16 protein-coding genes are annotated in these 20247 nt (G+C 71.3%); 11 read left to right on the top strand and 5 right to left on the bottom strand.

Going from position 1 to position 20247, the window contains the following annotated elements:
• Positions 1-232: 232 nt before the first annotated feature.
• From ACH47Z_RS22205 to ACH47Z_RS22195, 3 genes are all read left to right on the top strand, one after another.
• Positions 233-889, top strand: coding sequence for a helix-turn-helix domain-containing protein (locus ACH47Z_RS22205; RefSeq protein ID WP_399076170.1), 657 nt, complete (start codon positions 233-235; stop codon positions 887-889).
• 14 nt (positions 890-903) lie between these two features.
• Positions 904-1461 carry a toxin-antitoxin system, toxin component gene (locus ACH47Z_RS22200; RefSeq protein WP_399076168.1) on the top strand — a complete coding sequence of 186 codons (558 nt, stop codon included), beginning with the start codon at positions 904-906 and terminating at the stop codon, positions 1459-1461.
• A 171-nt stretch (positions 1462-1632) separates the two neighbouring features.
• Entirely contained in the window at positions 1633-1860 is a 228-nt protein-coding gene (locus ACH47Z_RS22195) for a hypothetical protein (protein ID WP_399076166.1), read from the top strand.
• A 30-nt stretch (positions 1861-1890) separates the two neighbouring features.
• Here ACH47Z_RS22195 and ACH47Z_RS22190 read toward each other — a convergent pair whose 3' ends face one another.
• Both ACH47Z_RS22190 and ACH47Z_RS22185 read right to left on the bottom strand, forming a co-directional pair.
• Positions 1891-2571, bottom strand: a complete 681-nt coding sequence (locus ACH47Z_RS22190) for a 4'-phosphopantetheinyl transferase (RefSeq protein WP_399076164.1) — start codon at positions 2569-2571, stop codon at positions 1891-1893.
• The gene (locus tag ACH47Z_RS22185) at positions 2519-3424 is read right to left on the bottom strand and encodes a metallophosphoesterase family protein (RefSeq protein WP_399076446.1); all 906 of its coding nucleotides are present in this window, start codon (positions 3422-3424) and stop codon (positions 2519-2521) included. Before ACH47Z_RS22185 ends, ACH47Z_RS22190 begins: the two co-directional genes overlap by 53 nt.
• A 291-nt stretch (positions 3425-3715) precedes the next feature.
• Between ACH47Z_RS22185 and ACH47Z_RS22180 the strand changes: the two genes are divergently transcribed.
• The gene (locus ACH47Z_RS22180) at positions 3716-4837 is read left to right on the top strand and encodes an ATP-grasp domain-containing protein (RefSeq protein ID WP_399076162.1); all 1122 of its coding nucleotides are present in this window, start codon (positions 3716-3718) and stop codon (positions 4835-4837) included.
• Between the two features lie 78 nt (positions 4838-4915).
• Here the strand turns inward: ACH47Z_RS22180 and ACH47Z_RS22175 are convergent, their stop codons facing one another.
• Genes ACH47Z_RS22175 through ACH47Z_RS22165 form a run of 3 tightly spaced genes read right to left on the bottom strand, consistent with a single transcriptional unit; the run spans position 4916 to position 10104 of the window.
• Positions 4916-7960, bottom strand: a complete 3045-nt coding sequence (locus ACH47Z_RS22175; protein ID WP_399076160.1) for an alpha-mannosidase — start codon at positions 7958-7960, stop codon at positions 4916-4918.
• Between the two features lie 45 nt (positions 7961-8005).
• Complete coding sequence (locus ACH47Z_RS22170) at positions 8006-9343, bottom strand: 6-phospho-beta-glucosidase (RefSeq protein WP_399076158.1); 1338 nt, start codon at positions 9341-9343, stop codon at positions 8006-8008.
• Positions 9340-10104 carry a DeoR/GlpR family DNA-binding transcription regulator gene (locus ACH47Z_RS22165; RefSeq protein ID WP_399076444.1) on the bottom strand — a complete coding sequence of 255 codons (765 nt, stop codon included), beginning with the start codon at positions 10102-10104 and terminating at the stop codon, positions 9340-9342. The genes ACH47Z_RS22170 and ACH47Z_RS22165 overlap by 4 nt, the downstream gene beginning before the upstream one ends.
• Positions 10105-10232: 128 nt before the next feature.
• On the opposite strand from ACH47Z_RS22165, the gene ACH47Z_RS22160 reads away from it, so the two are divergent.
• The 7 genes from ACH47Z_RS22160 (at position 10233) to ACH47Z_RS22130 (ending at position 20243) form a co-directional block, all read left to right on the top strand.
• A complete protein-coding gene (locus ACH47Z_RS22160) occupies positions 10233-11285 on the top strand; it encodes a carbohydrate kinase family protein (RefSeq protein WP_399076156.1) in 1053 nt (350 codons plus the stop codon).
• A 57-nt stretch (positions 11286-11342) separates the two neighbouring features.
• The gene (locus tag ACH47Z_RS22155) at positions 11343-12620 is read left to right on the top strand and encodes an ABC transporter substrate-binding protein (RefSeq protein WP_399076154.1); all 1278 of its coding nucleotides are present in this window, start codon (positions 11343-11345) and stop codon (positions 12618-12620) included.
• A 124-nt stretch (positions 12621-12744) separates the two neighbouring features.
• A complete protein-coding gene (locus ACH47Z_RS22150; protein WP_399076442.1) occupies positions 12745-13629 on the top strand; it encodes a carbohydrate ABC transporter permease in 885 nt (294 codons plus the stop codon).
• Positions 13626-14474: a carbohydrate ABC transporter permease gene (locus ACH47Z_RS22145; protein ID WP_399076152.1), complete on the top strand. Its 849-nt coding sequence runs from the start codon at positions 13626-13628 to the stop codon at positions 14472-14474. The genes ACH47Z_RS22150 and ACH47Z_RS22145 overlap by 4 nt, the downstream gene beginning before the upstream one ends.
• 38 nt (positions 14475-14512) lie before the next feature.
• Complete coding sequence (locus ACH47Z_RS22140) at positions 14513-15439, top strand: alkaline phosphatase family protein (protein WP_399076150.1); 927 nt, start codon at positions 14513-14515, stop codon at positions 15437-15439.
• Positions 15436-18372 (top strand): glycoside hydrolase family 2 TIM barrel-domain containing protein, encoded by a 2937-nt coding sequence (locus tag ACH47Z_RS22135; protein ID WP_399076147.1) that lies wholly within the window; start codon positions 15436-15438, stop codon positions 18370-18372. The genes ACH47Z_RS22140 and ACH47Z_RS22135 overlap by 4 nt, the downstream gene beginning before the upstream one ends.
• Positions 18373-18416: 44 nt before the next feature.
• A complete protein-coding gene (locus tag ACH47Z_RS22130; protein ID WP_399076145.1) occupies positions 18417-20243 on the top strand; it encodes a LamG-like jellyroll fold domain-containing protein in 1827 nt (608 codons plus the stop codon).
• Positions 20244-20247: the final 4 nt, after the last annotated feature.

Here is a 20247-nt window from a genome sequence, read left to right as displayed (position 1 = left end):
GCGATCCTGCGGCTCCACCCAGCGGGATGTCAACTATCGTGGCATTTCCTGCCCGTTGACGGCTGAAATTCGCCACAGTTGTGGCGACACCTGGATGTGGGTTCGAGGCACCGGCTAATCTCCGGGAAGTTCACGGCGACCGCTCGCGAGACGCACGTACGCACCACACGCACAGGACGTGACGGAAGCCCTCGAAGAGATGAAGCCTCCAAGAGACGTAGGAGTTCTGTCGGTGACGGATGGCTACGAGGATCCGGGCGCCACGGCGACCGCCCACCTGCCGGCCGTCGTCGCCCGCGTCACAGCGCTCGCCGACCGGCTCGGTGTGCCGCACGCCGAGGTCTTCGACGTCGGACGGCTCTCGGTGGCCTGCGGCGTGCCGGAGCCGGTGGTCAGAGCCCTGCTCAGCGGCCGGCCGGCGGGCGAGCCGGACGTCCAGGCGCGCTTCCTGCAGCGCCTGGGCCTGTTGCGCCGCACCCGGCTGAAGCCGGGCGGCCGCAAGTACACCCAGCAGGAGATCGCCGACGGCGCGGGCATGTCCCGCCAGCAGGCCGGCGCCCTGATCAACGGCGACCGGCGGCCCACCATGGAGCACTGCGACGCACTGCAGCGTTTCTTCCGGGTGCACGCCGGTTTCCTGACCGCTGAGGACCCCGAGGCGCTGGCCGGCGCGCTGCAGCGCACCGAGCAGGAGCTGCTGCAGAAGCTCGCCGACCGGGAGCGGGCCGCGGCCGGCGCCGCCGAGGATCCGCTGGAGAAGCTGCTGCAGGACCACGGGGTGCGCGGGATCGCCTGGCGGGCGGCGCAGCTGCCGACCGACCAGCACCGGGACAAGGTCGCGGAGTGGCTGGACATGCTCTTGGAGAGCGTCAAGCGGCCCGAGTCGTGAACCGGGGGAGAACCGTGGGCATCGGCAGGGACATGCGCCGGCTGTGCGGCGAGCTGGTGGGCGGGCTGACCCTGCCCGTGCCGGCCCCGCCCGAGGAGCTGTACCGCGCGCTGTGCGAGGCGATGAGCCGCCGCCGGGGCCGCCCGGTGCACTTCCGTACGGCCGTCTTCCCGTCCGGCACCGCGAGCGGGCTGTGGCTGGATCTGACCGACCGGGACATCGTCGTCGTGGAGGAACGGACCGCCCCCGGCCACCAGTTGGTGATCCTCGGCCACGAGCTGTGGCACATGCAGGCCGACCACCACGGGCACCGGATCGACGGGACCCCGGTCGCCACACGGCGGCCGGCCGACGACACCGACCAGGCGGCGCTCGAGGCCGTGGTGCGGCGGGTCGCGGCCCGGACCCGCTTCGACCTCGCCGAGGAGCGTCAGGCCGAGACCTTCGGGCTGCTGCTGGCCAGCAAGTGCCGTACGTGGCTGGCCGGTTCGGCCCTGCGCGGCCAGGGCCGGCGCGACGACGTGGCCGGCCGCATCGAGACGTCCCTGGGCTATCCGGGGCCACCGAGCTGACCCTGCCGCGCGCGCGGTGCTGCGTCCAGGGGATTTCCGGGGTCCGGCCTGCGCTGAGCGGGCGAGGCCGAGGCGGAGCCGGACGGCGTTGTCAGTGGTGGGCGGCAAGCTGGAGGTTGCCGCCCACCGCAGGGCGCGCGACCGTGACGCCTACTCGGGGAGAGCCGACCGATGCCCACCGCCGTACTGACCGACCGTGAGCGCACCGCCGTACAGGCCTACCTGCGGCTGCTGCACACCGTGCGCGCCGCCTTCGACGGGCCGCCGGACGACGGCCGGCCCGCCGTGGTGCCGCCCGCCGTGCTGGCCGAGGCGGATCAGGCCCTGGCGCGGGCGGGGCTCGCGGGCAACGAGGAGGAGTTCTTCCGCCTGCTGCGCGAGTGGTGCCCGCGCGCCTGACAGACGCTCAGGGCCGCCACGGCGGGGGTGTCACGCGTGCGGTACGACCACGGAGGTGGCCACCAGCCCGTCCCGTACGGCCCACCGCCCGTCGAAGACCTGGAGCCTGCGGCCCGCGACCAGGGGGCCGGGGACGAGGAGTTCGGCACGCAGGGTGCCGTGCGGCTCGCCGTCCGGGTCCGGGTGCAGGGTGATGTCGGCCTCGGAGAAGTCCAGCCAGGCGCGGGTGAGCGGGAACCACGCCTTGTAGACGGACTCCTTGGCGCTGAACAGGATCCGGTCCCAGTGCACACCGGGCCACCGCGCGGTGAGCCGGGCGAGCCGGATGGCCTCGGCCGGCAGGAAGACCGTCCTGCCGACGCCCTCCGGCAGCGGCCCGTGCGGCTCGGCGTCGATCCCGAGGGAGAGCAGGTCGCTCTCGCGGGTGAGTACGGCGGCGCAGTAGCCGTCGCAGTGGGTCATGCTGCCGATCAGGCCGGCCGGCCAGATCGGGGCGCCCCGCTCGCCGCTGACGACGGGCTGCGCGGGCACGCCGAGCTTCTCCATGGCGCGCCGGGCGCAGCCGCGGACGGCGGCGAACTCACGGCGGCGCTTGGTCACCGCGAGCGCGACGAGCGGCTCCTCCTCGGGAAGGAGGGGGGCATCCCACAGCGGATCGTCACGGTGTGCCTCCACGGCCACGACCGACTCCGGGAGCAGCTCCTCGATCACCGGTTTCGACCTCCATCGGCAGGATACGGCGCAGCCGGCCCGGCGGCTCCGGGCGCTTGCGCCACTCTCGGGGATAACCCACGGAGACCTCCATGAAGCGGACTCCGTCGTGCCAGGTGGTGCGGGGGATGTGCAGATGGCCGTAGACCATGGTCGCGATCGGGAACCGGCGGTGCCAGTCGGCGGTCAGCGTGGTCCCGCACCACATGGCGAACTCGGGGTGCCACAGCACGTCGGTGGGGTGCCGGTGCAGCGGGTAGTGGTTGGCCGGTACGACGGGCAGGCCGGCGGGGAGCGCGGCGAGCCTGCGCTCGGTCTCGGCGACCCGGGCCCGGCACCAGGCGTCCCGGGTCGGATAGGGGTCGGGATGCAGCAGGTACTCGTCGCTGCAGACGATGCCCGTGCTCTCCGCGTAGGCCAGGCCCTCGGTCTTGGTGGCGCAGCCGGCCGGCAGGAACGAGTAGTCGTAGCCGAGGAACAGCGGGGCGACGGCGACCGGGCCGCCCGGGCCCTCCCACACCGGGTAGGGGTCCTCGGGGGTGATGACACCGAGCTCCCGGCATACCTCGACCAGGTGATCGTAACGGGCGACGCCCCGCAGGGTGACGGTGTCCTTCGGGTGGGTCCACAGATCGTGGTTGCCCGGTGCCCACAGCACCTTGCGGAAGCGGGCCGCGAGCGTGGCGAGGGTCCAGCGGATGTCGGCGACGGTCTCGGCGATGTCACCAGCCACGATCAGCCAGTCGTCGTCGCTCGTCGGACGCATGTCCTCGACCAGGGCGCGGTTGTCCGGATAGGTGACGTGCAGGTCGCTGATGGCCAGCAGCTGTCCGGCCCCGGCCGTCGACTCCACCTCGTACCCCTTTCCGATCATCGTCCGTGAACCACAAGAGCATATTCCCGGGGGCGGGACAAGGGGGATCCCCGGCCGGACAGGGGGGATCCCCGGCCGGGCAGGGGTCCGCCAGGGGTCCCGGAATCCGTAACACCCGCGTTGCACGCGCGGGCCCTTGAAAGCCGTATGATCGCCCCAACACCGATGCCCCAATCTCCCTTTTCCCAGGGGCGATTCGGTGTCCCTTCCTTCCTCCTGCCCGGGCACGGGCCGCTGCCCCCTGCCCGAAAACCCCGAAAGGCGGCCTGCATGCTCTCTCGCGTACGCGTCTGGCTCAACCGCACGTACGCGGAGAACGTCTTCTTCATGGAACAGCTGCGGAGAAATCCCAGCGACCGCGCCGTGGAGATCCATGCGACGCACGCGGACCCCGACTCCCCCGTGCTGGCCGCCGCCGACACCGCCGACCTGGAGCCGGAGGGCCTGTCCCCGGCCGCCTACGTCGAGTACGCCCTCGACCAGTGCGCCCGGCGCGGCATCGACGTCTTCGTGCCACGGCTGCACCAGGCGGCGATCGTCGCGCACCGAGCCGACTTCGCGGCGGCCGGTACGGCGCTGCTGGCGCCGACGCCCGAGGCGGTGGCCGTCTTCGAGGACAAGGCGACCGCGTACGAGGCCGTCCGCTCGGTGGGCGTCCCGGTGCCGCCGTGGTGGCGAGTCCGTACGGCGGACGAACTCCTCGCTGCCGTCGAGGAGTTGGAGGCGGCCGGGCACAAGGCGTGCTTCAAGCCGGCCGCCGGTGCGGGCGGGGTCGGCTTCCGGGTGATCACCCGCGCCCCGTTCTCGCTCGCCCATCTCGAGGGCTTCCCGGGACCGTACGTGCAGCTCGACCTGGTCCTGCAGGCGCTGCGGCGGGCGGAGGAGCCGGTGGACTGGCTGGTGATGCCGCGCCTGGAGCAGCCCGAGGTGTCCGTCGACGTCCTGGCCGGACCGGACAACCGGGTACGGCTCGCGGTGGGCCGCACGAAGAACGGCCGCCGGCGGGGCTTCACCCTGGACGAGCGCTGGCTGGCCCCGGCCCGGCTGATCGCGGAGGGCTTCGGGCTGCACTACCTGTCCAACATCCAGTTCCGCATGTACGGCGACGAGCCCGTGCTGCTGGACGTCAACACGCGGCCCGCCGGTGGCCTGCACCAGCTGTCGCTGTGCGGTGTCAACGCCCCCTGGGCCGCAGTGCAGTTGGCGCTCGGCGAGGACCCCGGAGTGGTCGAGCCGCCGTTCCTGGGGCAGGAGTACACGGTGGTGGCGGGGCCTCGTCCGCTGTTGCCCACGGCGTTTCCGCGGCAGAGGTCGGAGGAGGCCGAGGTTTCGTTGCCGGTGGCAGCGGTACCTGTGCAGGCGGCTTCGGCGGCGGAGGTGCTGCCGCTTTAGGACGTACGCCGACTGCGGGTCGCTCGTGGTTGCTCGCGCCGTTCCCCGCGCCCCTTTGGGGCGCGGGGAACCGGTGTTTCAGCGCGCCACTGCCAACCGCAGTGTCCGTACCTCGAACGGCCGCAGCGTCACCGGTACCGCGTTCCCGTCGGTCTCGGCCTGTTCGAGCGGGCGTTCCAGCAGATCGGTGACCTCGGCCCCGGCCAGCGGGAACCCGGTGCGCAGCAGCCCGTCGGCGCGGCCACCCCGGGACTCGTACAGTCGCACCACCACGTCCCCGGAGCCGTCGTCGGCGAGCTTGACCGCCTCCACGGTCACGCCCTCGCCCTCGGCGGAGACGACGGGCTCGGGCCCGCCCGCCGAATCGGCCACCCGCAGCGGGAGGTTGAGGGCGTAGCCCTCGGCGACCGCGTCCTCGATGCTCGCGCCGGGCAGCAGGGCGTAGGTGAAGCGGTGGCGGCCCTGGTCGGCCTCGGGGTCGGGGATGCGCGGGGCGCGGACCAGGCTGAGGCCGACCGTGGTGGTCGTACCCCCGTCCTCGCGGACCGTGCGGGTGACGTCGTGGCCGTAGGTGGAGTCGTTGATGACGGCGACGCCGTAACCGGGCTCGGCGATGTGCACCCAGCGGTGGCCGGAGACCTCGAAGCGGGCCGACTCCCAGGTGGTGTTGGTGTGGGTGGGCCGCTGGACATGGCCGAACTGGATCTCGGCGGAGGAGTGCGCGGCGCGCACGTCGACGGGGAAGCCCGCCTTGAGGATCTTCTCCGTCTCGTGCCAGTCGATGTCCGTCTCGACGTCGACGCGGGCACTGCCGGCGCGCACAGTGATCGTCTGGGTGATCCGGGAGCCCTTGCCGAAGGAGCGGACCACGCGGATCGCACCGACGAGCGGGGTGTCCTCGACGACGGTGACCGAGTCGGCCTCCAGCAGGTCGGTGTAGCGGTTGCGGTAGTGCTTGTCGATGTCCCAGGCGTCCCAGTAGTTGGGCAGGTCGGTGTGGAGGCGCAGGAGGTTGCCCTGACCGGCGAGGACTTCGCGGTTCGCCCGTAGATCGAATACGGACGACAGTGTTCCGTCTTCGGCCAGCTGTACACGGACGATCCCGTTCTCCATGCACCGCCCGCTCACCGTCACCGGGTGCGGGGGCTCGGCCGGGGTGAGGGGCGCGGAGCCGTTCGCGGGCACCCGGACGTACACCGGTGCGCCCTCGGAGGTGCGGACCACCTCGGCGCGGTCGCGGGGGCTCGTGTTGAACACGCGGGGCGCACCGGCGCCCAGAGCGGCGATCGCCTCGCCGGTGAGCGCCGTCAGCTCCTCCGCCACGCGGGCGTACTCGGCCTCGGCCTCGCGGTGCACCCAGGCGATGGAGGAGCCGGGCAGGATGTCGTGGAACTGGTGCAGCAGGACCGTCTTCCACAGCCGGTCCAGCTTCTCGTACGGGTAGGTGTAGCCCGGCGCGTGCAAGGCGGCCGTGGTGGCCCACAGCTCGGCCTCGCGCAGCAGGTGCTCGCTGCGGCGGTTGCCCTGCTTGGTGCGGGCCTGGGTGGTGTAGGTGGCGCGGTGCAGCTCCAGGTACAGCTCGCCCACCCACACCGGGGCGTTGGGGTACTCGGCGCGGGCCTTGGCGAAGAAGGCGTCCGGGTGCTCGATCTCGACCTTCGCCGAGCCCTCCAGGTCCTTGAGGCGGCGGGCGCGTTCCATGATCTCGCGGGTGGGGCCGCCGCCGCCGTCGCCCCAGCCGAAGGGGGCGAGGGAGCGGGTGGCGCCGCCCTTCTCGGCGTAGTTGCGCACGGCCCGGGACATCTCCTCGCCGCTGAAACGGGCGTTGTAGGTGTCGATGGGCGGGAAGTGGGTGAAGATCCGGGTGCCGTCGATGCCCTCCCACCAGAAGGTGTGGTGGGGGAAGGTGTTGGTCTGGTTCCAGGAGATCTTCTGGGTGAGGAACCAGTCGTTGCCGGCGAGCTTGGCCAGCTGCGGGTAGGCCGCGGTATAGCCGAAGGAGTCGGGCAGCCAGACGCCCTTGGTCTCGATGCCGAAGTGGTCCATGAAGAACCGCTTGCCGTGCACCAGTTGGCGGGCGAGGGCCTCGCCGCCGGGCAGATTGCCGTCGGCCTCCACCCACATGCCGCCGACCGGCGCCCACTGGCCCTTCACCACGGACTTCTTGATCCGCTCCCACACGTGCGGGTAGTTGTCGCGGACCCACTCGTACTGCTGGGCCTGGGAGCAGGCGAAGACGAACTCCTCGTACTCGTCGGCGAGCGCCGTGACGTTGGAGAACGTTCGCGATGTCTTGCGCTTGGTCTCGCGGATGGGCCAGAGCCAGGCGGAGTCGATGTGGGCGTGGCCGACGCCGGAGAGGATGTGCGCGCTGGCGTGGGCGGGCTTGGCCAGCACCGGGCGCAGGGACTCGCGCACGGCACTCGCCGAGCCGGCGATGTCGTCCAGGTCGAGCAGGTCCATGGCCCGGTCGAGGGCGTGGGTGATCTCGTGCCGGCGCGGGTCGTGCTCGCCGAGTTCCCGCATCAGTTCGCGCAGCACCTGGAGGTCGAGGTCGAGATGCCAGACCTCCTCGTCGAGGACGGCGAGGTCGGCGCGGCGGAATGTGTACAGCGGACGGTCGCCTGCCGTCCGTACATCGCCGAGCGGGGTCGGTGCGGTGAATTCGTTCGCGAGGATGTCCGGGTTGGAGGCGGCCTCGACCAGGTAGTCGATGACCTCGCCGCCGGTCGCCGGGTTGGCGATCGGCACGTACTGGTTGAGCGGGTTGACCGCCTTCAGTGGTGTCCCGTCGGTCAGGTGGACCAGCGCCTCGGCCTGGTTGCCCGGCCAGTCGCCGGTGAAGCCGAGGTCGATGACGGCCTCGACGCGCCGGCCCGCGAACTCGGCGGGCACCTGGCCGTGCATCCGGAACCAGGTGGTGCCCCAGGGCGGTCCCCACGGGGTGTCCATGGCAAACGGCTCGTACGGGGCGGCCGCGGCCTCCGCGAAGGGCACCGGCTCGCCCGGTGCCTGCCAGGCCGCCACCTCGAAGGGGACGGTGGCCGCGTAGACGGCGGGCTTGATGCGCTGGTTGTGGAGGCGCTCTACGCGCTCCTCGATCCGGCGGCGTTCGTCGTGCATGGAAGTCTCCAGAAGAGGTTTGGAAAGCGCTTTCCCGTCCGCTGACTACTTTAGATAACCCAGCCCGGGGTGGACCTCGGTGTACCCGTCGACCAGCCGACGGGCCACGTTCACCGAGTCGACCAGCGGATGCAGCGCGAACGCCTTGACGGCCGTCGTACGAGAACCGGACTCGGCGGCGGCGAGCACCTCGCGCTCGACGGCCTTGACCGAGCAGACGAGGCCGGTGGCGTGGTCGGGCAGCGGGTCGACGGCGACCGGGTGGGCGCCGTTGGCGTCGACCAGGCAGGGCACCTCGATGACGGCCTCCCCGTCGAGCACCGAGAGGGTGCCGCGGTTGCGGACGTTGAGGATCAGGGTGGTCCGCTCGTCCCGGGCGATGGCCCGCATCAGCGCCAGGGCGACCTTCTCGTAGCCACCGGACAGGTCGTCGGCGTCGCGCTCGCCGGCGCCGGCCGTCTCCCGGTTCTCGGCCATGTAGGTCGCCTCGCGCTCGGCGCGGGTACGGTCCCAGGCTGCCAGGGCGTTCGCAGCCGGGTCCCTGACCTCCTCGTAGAAGTGCGCCTGCTGGTCGCGCAGGAAGGCGCCGCGGGTCTTCTCGGCCTGCTGGTAGGCGCGGACCGCCTCGCGGTTGAAGTAGTAGTAGTGCAGGTATTCGTTGGGAATGGCGCCGAGGGACTGGAGCCAGTCGACGCCGAAGAGCTTGCCCTCCTCGAAGGAGCCGAGCAGGTCGGGGTCGGCGAGCAGGCGTGGGAGTTCGTCGCGGCCCGCGATGCGCAGGCCGCGCACCCAGCCGAGGTGGTTGAGGCCGACGTAGTCGATCCAGGCCTCCTTCGGGTTCGCGCCGAGCACGCGGGCGATACGGCGGCCGAGGCCGACCGGGGAGTCGCAGATGCCGATGACGCGGTCGCCGAGGTGGCGGGACATGGCCTCGGTGACCAGTCCGGCGGGGTTGGTGAAGTTGATGACCCAGGCGTCGGGGGCGAGGCGGGCCACCCGCTGGGCGATGTCGACGGCGACGGGGACGGTCCGTAGGCCGTAGGCGATACCCCCCGCTCCGACCGTTTCCTGGCCGAGGACGCCCTGGGCCAGGGCGACCCGCTCGTCGTCGGCGCGGCCCTCCAGGCCGCCGACGCGGATCGCGGAGAAGATGAAGTCGGCGCCACGCAGGGCCTCGTCGAGGTCGGTGGTGGCGGTCACGGTGGGGGCGTCGTCGACGGTCGACGCCTGGTCAGCCAGTACCCGGGCGACTGCGCGCAGTCGCCCGTCGTCGAGATCATGCAGGACGACCTCGGTGACCCGCCCCTCGCCGCGGTCCGTCAGCAGTGCCCCGTACACGAGCGGCACGCGGAACCCGCCGCCGCCCAGAATCGTCAGTTTCACGCTTGAGCCTTTCCTGAGAGGACCACCTCGACACCGGCCTCCTCCAGGGCGGCTCGGGTCGCCGGGTCCACCGGCGCGTCGGTCACCACCATGTCCAGGTCCTCGGGACCGCAGACCTTCGCCATGCCCGTACCCGGGAACTTGGCCGAGTCGGCGAGCAGCACGGCCTTGTCGCTCGCCTTGATCATGGCGCGCTTGACGGGCACCTCCACGACCGTCGTGTCCATCACCTGTCCGCCCGGGCGGACCCCGCTGGTGCCGAGGAAGAGCCAGTCGGCGTGCAGCTGGCGCAGGTTGTCCTCGGTGAGGAAGCCGACCAGGGAGCGGTACTCGCGGCGGACCATGCCGCCGAGCAGCACCAGCTCGATGCCCTCGTCGTCGGCCAGCTCCTCGTACACCACCAGGTTGCTGGTGATGACGGTGAGGCGACGGCCGTGCAGCTGGCGGGCGAGGCGGAAGGCGGTGGTGCCGATGTCGAGCAGCACCGACTGGCCGTCCTCGACGAGCGCCGCGGCGCACGCGGCTATCGCGTCCTTCTCGGCCACGCGCACCTCGGCGACCTCGGCGAAGGGCTGGTCGCCCTCCTCGACGACCGCGCCGCCATGGACACGTGTGAGCAGCCCGTCCTCCTCCAGTTTGACCAGGTCGCGCCTGATCGTCGCGGGGCTCACCCCCAGCCGCTCGGAGAGGTCGGTCACAGCTGCGGGGCCGCCGGAGCGCAGGGCCCGCAGGATGAGTTGGTGTCGTCGTTCTGCCAGCACGCCGTGAACACTACTCGTCATCTTCAATCAAATCCATGCTCACTTCTGCTCGGGTATTGACCAATCTCGCGGAGCGGCGCACGATTCCCGTCATCGAAAATGACGAGTTTTGACGAGAGGCTGTGCGCGTGGACGACGACAGGCCCGATGTGCTGCTGACGGGGCTGCTCTTCTACGACCTCGTCCTCACGGGGCTCGGGAAGCCGCCGACGCCGGGCGAGGAGATCTGGACGCAGGGCATGGGCTGCGGCCCCGGTGGCATCGCGAACCTCGCGGTGGCCGCGTCCCGGTTCGGTCTGCGCACGTCGCTGGCCACGGTCTTCGGGGACGACTTCTACGGCGAGTACTGCCGGGACGTGCTGTGCGACCAGGAGGACATCGACCTCTCGCTGTCCCGCACCGCGGACGGCTGGCCCACCCCCGTGACCGTGTCGCTCGCCTCCGGCCACGACCGGGCCCTCGTCACCCACGGCCAGGAGCCCCCGTACTCGCAGGACGTGCTGATGGGCGACCCGCCCGAGGCGCGCACCGCCCTCGTGCACATCGAGGCCGAGCCCCGCGAGTGGATCGCCAAGGCGGCCGCGAACGGCACCCACGTCTACGCCGACGTCGGCTGGGACCCCACCCAGCAGTGGTCCACCGACCTCCTCGACCAGCTGAAGCTGTGCCACGCCTTCCTCCCCAACGAGACCGAGGCGATGGCCTACACCCGCACCGACAGCGCGGTGGCGGCCCTCGGCACACTCGCCGAGCTGGTCCCGGTGGCCGTGGTCACCCGGGGCGGCGACGGCGCGATGGCCGTCGACCAGACGACCGGCGAGTACGCGGAGGTCCCTGCCCTCGACGTCGACGTCCTGGACCCGACGGGCGCCGGGGACGTCTTCGGCGCGAGCTTCGTCGCGGCCTCGCTCGGCGGCTGGCCGCTGGCGGAGCGGCTGCGGTTCGCGGTCCTCGCGGCCGGGCTCTCCGTCCGGCACCACGGCGGGGCGCTCGCGGCCCCCGGCTGGTACGGCGTCGACCGCTGGTGGCGGTCGCTGAAAGACCCCGAGCTGAAGCAGGCGTACGGCTTCCTGGCGGACCGTCTGCCGGCCGACGTCGGCCCGCCCGTGCGCCACGCCCCCGTCACCCCGCCGGCCCGTCACACGCCCGCCGGCCCGCGCGCCTCCGCACGGCGGCCCTGACCCTCGAACCCCCTCAGCACGTCTCAGCACGTCGAACAGGAACAACAGGAGTGACCCGTGGACCTTTCTCGTAGAGGCTTCCTCCAGGCCGCCGCGCTCACCGCGGCCGCCTCCGGCCTGACCGTCGCATGCGGCGGCGGCTCGGGCTCGGGCGGCACCAGGAACGGCAAGAACCTCACCCTGTGGTACTGGGGTGGCGCGCTCAGCGACAAGGTCGTCGCGGAGGCCAGGGCGCACTTCGCCGGCGAGGTCAAGCTGACCGCCGCCTCCATCGGCGGCGACTTCAAGCAGAAGCTCACCACCACCCTCGCGGCGGGCAGCTCCGTGCCCGACATCACCGGGATCAAGGGCGAGGACATGGCGTCCTTCCTGCCCAACGCCGGCCGCTTCCTCGACCTGAACGACCTGGGCTTCAAGCAGATCTCGTCCCAGTACCTGGGCTGGAAGACCAAGCTCGCCCAGACCTCCGACGGCAAGCAGATCGGTTTCCCGATCGACATCGGCCCCACCGCGCTCTTCTACCGCGCGGACCAGTTCGAGAAGGCCGGGCTGCCCACCGACCCGGACAAGATCGCCGCGGCGGCCAAGACCTGGGACGACTACTTCACGCTCGGCACCGAGCTGAAGAAGAAGGTGCCCGGCACCTACCTGGTCAACAACCTCGGCTCGGTGTTCACCATGGCCGTCGGCCAGGGCACCAGGCGGTTCATCGACAAGGACAACCACTTCATCGGCGACCAGGACCACATCCGCACCGCGTGGGCCACGGCGATACGCCCCTACACGCTCGGCCTCGACGCCAGGATCAACGACAACAGCTGGAACGCCGCCATCGGCAAGAGCCTGACCACCGAACTCGGCGCGGCCTGGCACGCGCTGGACATCGAGCAGGCGGCCCCGGCCACCAAGGGCAAGTGGCGGGTGTGCGCGATGCCCGGGGGACCTGCCAACCAGGGCGGCTCCTACCTGGCCCTGCCCCGGCAGTGCCGCAACCCCGACGAGGCCTTCAAGATCATCAGCTGGATCCTCAGCCCGGCCAACGACGCCCGCGGCTTCACCGACGCCGCCATCTTCCCCGCCGCCCCGGCCGCCTACTCCATGCCGGCGATGACGGGCCCCGACGCCTTCTTCGGCGGGCAGAAGATCATCGAGGTGTTCGGGCCGGCCGCCCAGGCCATTCCGGACAGCTACGAGGCGCCCGCCGACGCCGCCGTCATGGCCCCCTACATGACGGAGCTGACCAACGTCGAGGCCAAGGGCAAGAAGCCCGACGACGCCTGGAAGGACGCCGTCAGCCAGGCCAGGCAGATCGCCCAGCGCCAGGGGGTGAGCTGAGGTGTCGTCACCTCCGGTCACCGGTTCCGCCGAGGCACCCGGGCGTCTCGGCGAGCCGGGCCCGGCCCGCTTCCGCCCGCGGCGCACGCCGCCGGCGGGCAGCGTGCGGCCCAGGCGTCGCGGGCTGCTGTCGTACTGGCGGCAGTACCTGGCGATCTCGCCCTTCTATCTGGTCTTCCTCGCCTTCTCGTTCTTCCCTGTCTTCTATTCGCTGTATCTGGCCTTCCAGCACTGGGACGGCCTGGGCACCATGCGGTTCGTGGGCCTGCAGCAGTTCCGGTTCCTGTGGAAGGACCCGGTCTTCTGGCTGTCGGTCCGCAACACCCTGGTGATCTGGGTGCTGTCCACCGTTCCCACCCTGTTCGGCGCACTGGTGCTGGCGACGCTGCTGCACTCGGTGCGCCGCTTCAAGGGCTTCTACCGCATCGCCCTCTACGTGCCGAACGTGACCTCGATCGTCGCCGTGTCGATCTTCTTCGGCGCGGTGTTCAGCGACAACTTCGGCCTGGTCAACGCGATCCTCGGCATGGTCGGCATCTCTCCCGTCCCGTGGCTGAGCAATCCATGGCTGATCAAGCTGGTCATCGCGCTGCTGATGACCTGGATGTGGACCGGCTACAACATGATCATCTATCTGGCCGGCCTCCAGGCCATCCCCACGCAGATCTACGAGGCGGCCAAGCTGGACGGCGCCGGGCCCGTCCGTACCTTCTTCCAGATCACCCTGCCGGTCATGCGGCCCATCATCCTGTTCACCGTCGTCATCTCGACCATCAACGGTCTGCAGAGCTTCAGCGAACCCCAGATCCTGTTCGCCAGCAACGCCGCCAACGCCAACCTCGGCGGGCCCGGCCAGGCCGGCCTGACCACACTGCTGTACTTCTACCAGTCGGCCTTCCTCAACAACGACTACGGCTACGGCGCGGCCATCGTGTGGGCCTTCTTCGTACTGATCATGATCCTGGTCGTCGTCAACTGGCGCATCGTGCAGCGCGGGAGGAAGTCATGACCGCGACGAACACCGGACGGTCCAGGCGCCCCAGGGGCCTGACCGCGCACATCGTCCTGATCCTGGCCGTCCTGATCTCGGTTTTCCCGTTCGTGTGGACGATCGTCATGGCGACCAACACCACGCAGGACATCTACAAGAGCCCGCCGAAGATGACCCCCGGTTCGCACCTGCTGGAGAACATCCGGCACGTGCTCGACACCATCGACTTCTTCGGATCGATGCTCAACACGGTCGTCGTCGCGTGCGTCACCACCGTCCTGGTCCTGTTCGTCGACTCCCTGGCGGCCTTCACCTTCGCCAAGTTCGACTTTCCCGGACGCCGGGTGCTGTTCGCCGCGCTGCTGGGGTTCATGATGCTGCCGCTCCAGCTGGCCGTCCTGCCGCAGTTCATCCTGATGTCCCACCTCGGCTGGGTCGGCACGCTCCAGGCACTGATCCCGCCCGCCCTCGCCAACGCCTTCGGCATCTTCTGGCTGCGCCAGTACATCGAGGGCGGTGTGCCGGACGAACTCCTCGACGCCGCGCGCATCGACGGCGCCGGGTTCTTCCGCCAGTACTGGAACATCGTGCTGCCGATGATCAGGCCCGCGCTGTCCTTCCTCGCCATCTACGCCTTCGTCGGCGCCTGGAACGACTACATCTGGCCGCTCGTCGTACTCACCGACCCGGGCCACCTCACCCTCCAGGTGGCGCTCGCCCAGCTCCATGTCGGCCACACCACCGACTACAGCATGGTCATGGCCGGCGTGCTGATGGCGTCCCTCCCCCTGGTCGTGGTGTTCAGCATCTTCGCCCGCGGTTTCATCGCGGGCGCCACCGAGGGAGCGGTCCAGGGGAGCTGACCCCGTGCTGGGGACACGAGAGACGGGAGGGATGGGCCGTGACGGACGTCGGCACCGCGCACAGCAGGGTGCTCGTGGTGGGCATGGACGGGCTGCGCCACGACCGGCTGGCCCGGTCGCCGTCCCACGCCCCCGTGCTGCACGCTCTGATGGCCACCGGCGCCCACGGCACCAGCCTGCTGCCCTACGGCGAGGCGGACGGCCAGGCCGAGAACGGGCCGTCGACCAGCATGGCCTACACCGACTCCGGACCAGGCTGGTCGAGCGTGCTCACCGGGGTATGGCCCGACCGTCACGGGGTGACCGGCAACGACTTCGCCGGCGCCGACTACGCCCGCTACCCCGACTTCCTCAGCCGCGCCGTCACCACCCGGCCCGGTCTGCGCACCGCGGCCGCGGTGTCCTGGCCGGAACTGGTCCGCCGCGGCGTCCTCGGCGCCGCCATCGGCCGACGAGTGCACTACGACGGCGAATCGGACGGCTACGACACCGCGGACCGCCTGGTCGCCCGCACCGCCGCACACTGGCTCACCGAGGACGACCCCGACGCCGTGTTCGTGCACTTCGGTGCCACCGACGAGGCCGGCCACGCCGCGGGCCCCCTCTCTCCCGCCTACGACCACGCCCTCCGTGCCCAGGACACCCACCTCGGCCGGCTGCTGTCGGCGATCGACGCCCGGCGCTCGGACCCCGGGCGCGCCGACGAGCACTGGACCGTGCTGGTCACCACGGACCACGGTCACCTCGACACCGGCGGCCACGGCGGCGACACGCGTGCCGAACGGGAGGTCTTCGTCATCGTCGCCGAGCCCGGCGGGCCCGGCGGCACCCGGCTCGACACGCCCCGTCTCATCGACATCGCCCCCACGGTCCTGGACCGTCTCGGCATCCCCGTCGACCCCGTCTGGGGCCTGCGGGGCCGCCCCCTGCCCCGGCCCACCGCACCGACTCCGGAATGGTCATGACCGACGCACTCCCCGCCGATCCCCTGATCGCCCTCCGCCCCTGGACGGCACCCGAGGTGACCTCCTGGGGGCGCCTCCCCATGAACGCCGTCGACCGGCGCTCCGGCGCACTCCCCCTGGACGGCGACTGGCGCTTCCAGTTGCTGTCCGCGCCGGACGCGCCGGTCGGCGGTGCGTGGTCCTCCGCGTACGTCCCCGGCGCCTGGACCCTGCAGGACACGGACGACCTGCCGCAGTACACCAACGTCCGTATGCCGTTCGCCGACTTCCCGCCCGACTCGCCCGCCGCCAACCCGACGGGCGTGTACGAGCGCGAGGTGGACGTACCCGCCGACTGGACCGGCCGCCGGATCGTCCTCCAGGTCGGCGCCGCCGAGAGCGTGCTGCTGGTGCACGTGGACGGGCGGCCCGTCGGCATCTCCAAGGACAGCCATCTGGCCGCCGAGTTCGAGCTGACGGGGATCATGCGCCCCGGGGAGCGGGCCGTCGTCAGGCTGACCGTCGTCAAGTGGTCGGACGCCTCGCACATCGAGGACCAGGACCAGTGGTGGCACGGCGGTGTCACGCGGTCGGTGCTGCTGTACGCGACCGATCCGCTGCACCTGGCCGACGTGGCCGTGCGGGCACGGCGGGACGGCGGGCTGCGGGTCGACTGCCGGGTACGGCACGCGGACGGGACACTGCCCGAAGGGTGGTACGTCAGCGGGGAACTGGACGGGCGACTCCTCGAGCAGGACACGGAGTTCGACCGGGCCAACGCCGAGGACGAACGCGTCTCCGACTTCCTCGGCGAGGCCCGGATCCGCGCCACCGTCCCCGAGGTGCGCACCTGGAACGCCGAGACGCCCGAGCTGTACGGCCTCACCGTCCGCCTGCACCGCCCCGACGGGACGGTTGCCGACACCTCGCAGCACCGCATCGGTTTCCGTGACGTCGAGATCGTCGGCCGGGACCTGCTGATCAACGGCGAGCGGGTGTTCATCCGGGGCGTGAACCGGCACGACTTCCATCCGCTGACGGGGCGGACGGTGTCGTACGACGACATGCGCGCGGACCTCGTCCTGCTGAAGCGTTTCGGCTTCAACGCGATCCGCACCGCGCACTATCCCAACGACCCAGCGCTGTACGACCTCGCCGACGAGCTCGGCTTCTACGTCGTGGACGAGGCGGACATCGAGGCCCACGACCACGCCCACGAGATCGCCGACGATCCGCGCTGTCTGAACGCCTTCGTGGACCGGGTCTCGCGGATGGTGCTGCGCGACAAGAACCACCCGTCGGTCATCATCTGGTCGCTGGGCAACGAGTCCGACTACGGCGCGAACCACGACGCCGCCGCGGGCTGGGCGCGACGGCACGATCCGACGCGGCCGATCCAGTACGAGGGTGCCGCCAAGCTCGACTGGGCGGCGACCGACGACGCCTCCGACATCGCCTGCCCCATGTACGCGCCGATCGAGGACTGCGTCGCGCACGCGCTGTCCGGCCGGCAGACCAGGCCGCTCATCCAGTGCGAGTACTCGCACGCCATGGGCAACAGCAACGGCACGCTCGCCGACCATTGGGCGGCCATCGAGTCAACGCCGGGTCTTCAGGGCGGGTTCATCTGGGAGTTCTGGGACCACGGAATTCTGCAACGCGTGAGTGACGCAAGACCCGCCGGGCGCGCGGGCGCCGGACTGTATGACAACGGTGTCGCCGCACCCGGCCATCGCTGGGCGTACGGCGGTGACTTCGGCGAGACCGTCCACGACGGCGCGTTCATCGCCGACGGGGTCGTCTTCCCCGACCGCACGCCCAAGCCGGCCCTCTACGAGCACCGGGAGATCGCGGCGCCGGTGCGCATCGCGTGCTTCAGGCACGAGGGCATCGTCCTCGGCAACCACCAGCACTTCCGGGGCCTGGGCTGGCTGTCCGGCGTGTGGGAGCTGTCCCTCGCCGACGGCCGGACCCTGACCGCGCCCGCCGAGCTGCCGGATCTGCGGCCGGGTGAGACGGCGGCCGTACCGCTGCCGTTCGAGCTGCCGCGCGACGGGGGCGAGGCCTGGCTGACGCTGCGGGTGACGACGGCCCAGGAGCTGCCGTGGGCGCCGCCGGGCACCGAGGTGTGCGCGCCGCGGGTGCGGCTGCGGGCGGCTTCCGCGAGGGCGGAGGCCCCTGCGACGGATCGTTTCGTCAGCGTCGACGGCGAAGGCCTGCTGGTCCACCCCCTCCTCACGTCCGCCCCCACCCTCTCCCTGTGGCGGGCCCCCACCGACAACGACGAGCTGGGCGGGATCGCCCTGCGCTGGCGGACGTGGGGGCTCGACTCCCTGGTCCGCAAGGCCGTGTCCGTACGGCGGGACGGCGCAGGCGTGACCGTGCACGCCGAGTACGCCGGGACGGCCGGCGTCGTGCGGCACCGCCAGGTGCTGACGCCCGTCGAGGGCGGCATCCGCGTCGACGAAGAGGCCGTACTGCCGGACGAGTTCGACGACGTGGCCCGGGTCGGCACGGTGTTCGAGACGGTGCCGGGCCTGGACCTGATGGAGTGGTTCGGGCAGGGGCCCTGGGAGTCGTACCCCGACCGGAGCGCGGGCGCGCCCGTGGGTCACCACCGCGTCCCCGTCGACGCGTTGTTCACCCCGTATCTGCGTCCCCAGGAGAGCGGCGGCCGGCACGGTGTCCGCCGCTTCACCCTGTCCGCGCCGGACGCCACCGGCCTCGCGGTCGAGTTGGACGAGCCGCGCCAGGTCTCCGTCACCCGCTACCGCGCCGAGGACCTGACCGCCGCCCCGCACCACGACGAGCTGGTGCCGCGCCCGGGGTGCGTGGTGCACCTCGACGCGGCGCACCGGGGGCTGGGCACGGCCTCGTGCGGCCCCGACACCTCACCCGCCTACCGCATCGCACCGGGCGTCCACCGCTGGAGCTGGACCCTGCGCGTTCTCTGACTCCCCCCACGCCTCCTCTCCCCTTCACCTCTCACGGAGCACACGTGTGTACTTCGCATGACCACCCCCAGGGCGAGGCCGCGCAGGCCGGTGCCGGACGACGCAGCTTCCTCAGGGCCACCGCACTGCTGGGCGCCGCCGCCACGGCCTCGGTCGCGCTGCCGGCCGTCGCCGAGGCGGCGGAGAAGGGCGGTTGGCGGCCCGATCCGGACAGCCGTCGCTTCACCCTCGCGGTGATGCCCGACACCCAGTACCTGTTCGACGGGCCGAGCATCGACCCGGCGCCCGTCGAGGCGTCGCTGCGCTATCTGCTGGAGCACGGCAAGGACGAGAACATCGTCTTCCTGTCCCACCTCGGCGACCTCACCCAGAACGGCGCCAAGGAGGAGTTCGCCGCGATCGGCACGGCGTTCGGGATCCTCGACCGCAAGGGCGTCGGCTACAGCGTGCTGGCCGGCAACCACGACGTGCGGTCCTCGACGGACGACCAGCGCGGCCCGACGCCGTACCTGGACACGTTCGGTCCGCAGCGCCTTCGAGGCAAGTCCACGTTCGGGGGCGCCTCTTCGGACGGCTACAACACCTACCACCTGTTCCGGGCCGCCGGGCGGGAGTGGCTGGTGCTGGCGCTGGACTGGCGGCTGTCGGCGCAGGGGTACGCGTGGGCGAAGGACGTGCTCGCCCGGCACCCGAAGACTCCCGTCATCCTCACCACGCACGAACTCGTCGTCGGGGACGACCAGTTGTCGACGTACGGGCAGCAGCTGTGGGACCGGCTGATCGCGGACCACGACCAGATCTTCCTGACCCTGAACGGCCACTACTGGCCGGCGGGCCGGGCGGTCCGCAAGAACGCGGCCGGCAACGACGTGCACCTGCACCTCACGAACTACCAGAACCGTTACTTCGGCGGGGCGGCGATGATCCGCCTCTACCGGTTCGACCTGGACCGGAACGTCATCGACGTCGAAACCGTCTCCCCGTGGATCCTCGGCCGGGCCAGGAAGGGCCTGAACGAGCTGGAGCGGCAGGAGATCGAGCTGAGCGGTGACGTGGACCGCTTCTCGGTCGGCATCGACTTCGCGGACCGCTTCGCCGGCTTCGACCCGGTGCCGGCCCGCCCGGCGCGGCCGGCGTCGGCGATGCTGATCCCCGGCACGGTCGCCTACTGGCGCTTCGAGTCGGCCGTCTCCGGCACCGTCCGCGATCTGTCCGGCCGGGGCAACGACCTCACCGTGGTCCCGGTGGGCGGCGGCACGCTCGGCTGGTCGGCCGACCACCATCCCGACCAGCCCGGCCACGGCAGCCTGGAGTTCCAGGGCTACAAGTCCCCGCTGAAGGGCGCGTATCTGAAGACGGTCGACGGCGCTCCGCTCAACTCGGCCACGTTCAGGAGCGGTTACACCATCGAGGCGTTCTACCGCCTTCCGGCCGACTGGGACCCGGGCCACAACGCCTGGTCCGGCATCGTCAGCCGCACCGGCACGGGCGGCGCCGCCGGCAAGACCGCCGACGACCCGGACGAGCCGCTGGCCACGCTGTCGCTGTCCAATGACCGCGAGCCGCAGTGGGCGATGCGCCCGCTCAACCAGGAGGGCATCGCCACCAACTGGGGCCAGGAGACGCCGCTGGAGACGTGGTGGCACGTCGCGGTGGTCAACGACGGCACGCACACCACCCTGTATGTGGAGGGCTGCCCGGTCGTCCGCAACCCGAAGGCCCCGGCCGTCGGGATCACCTCCGTCGGACTGCCCTGGCTGCTCGGTGGCTACGAGTACGCCGGGAAGATCGACCAGATCCTGCACGGCCGGCTCGGCGACGTCCGCATCGTCGGACGGGCACTGCCCGTCACCGCCTTCATGAACCGCTGACACC

The sequence above is a fragment of the Streptomyces sp. NPDC020192 genome (genome assembly GCF_044388685.1).
Lineage (GTDB): Bacteria > Actinomycetota > Actinomycetes > Streptomycetales > Streptomycetaceae > Streptomyces.
This window is presented reverse-complemented; position numbering and strand designations above follow the sequence as displayed.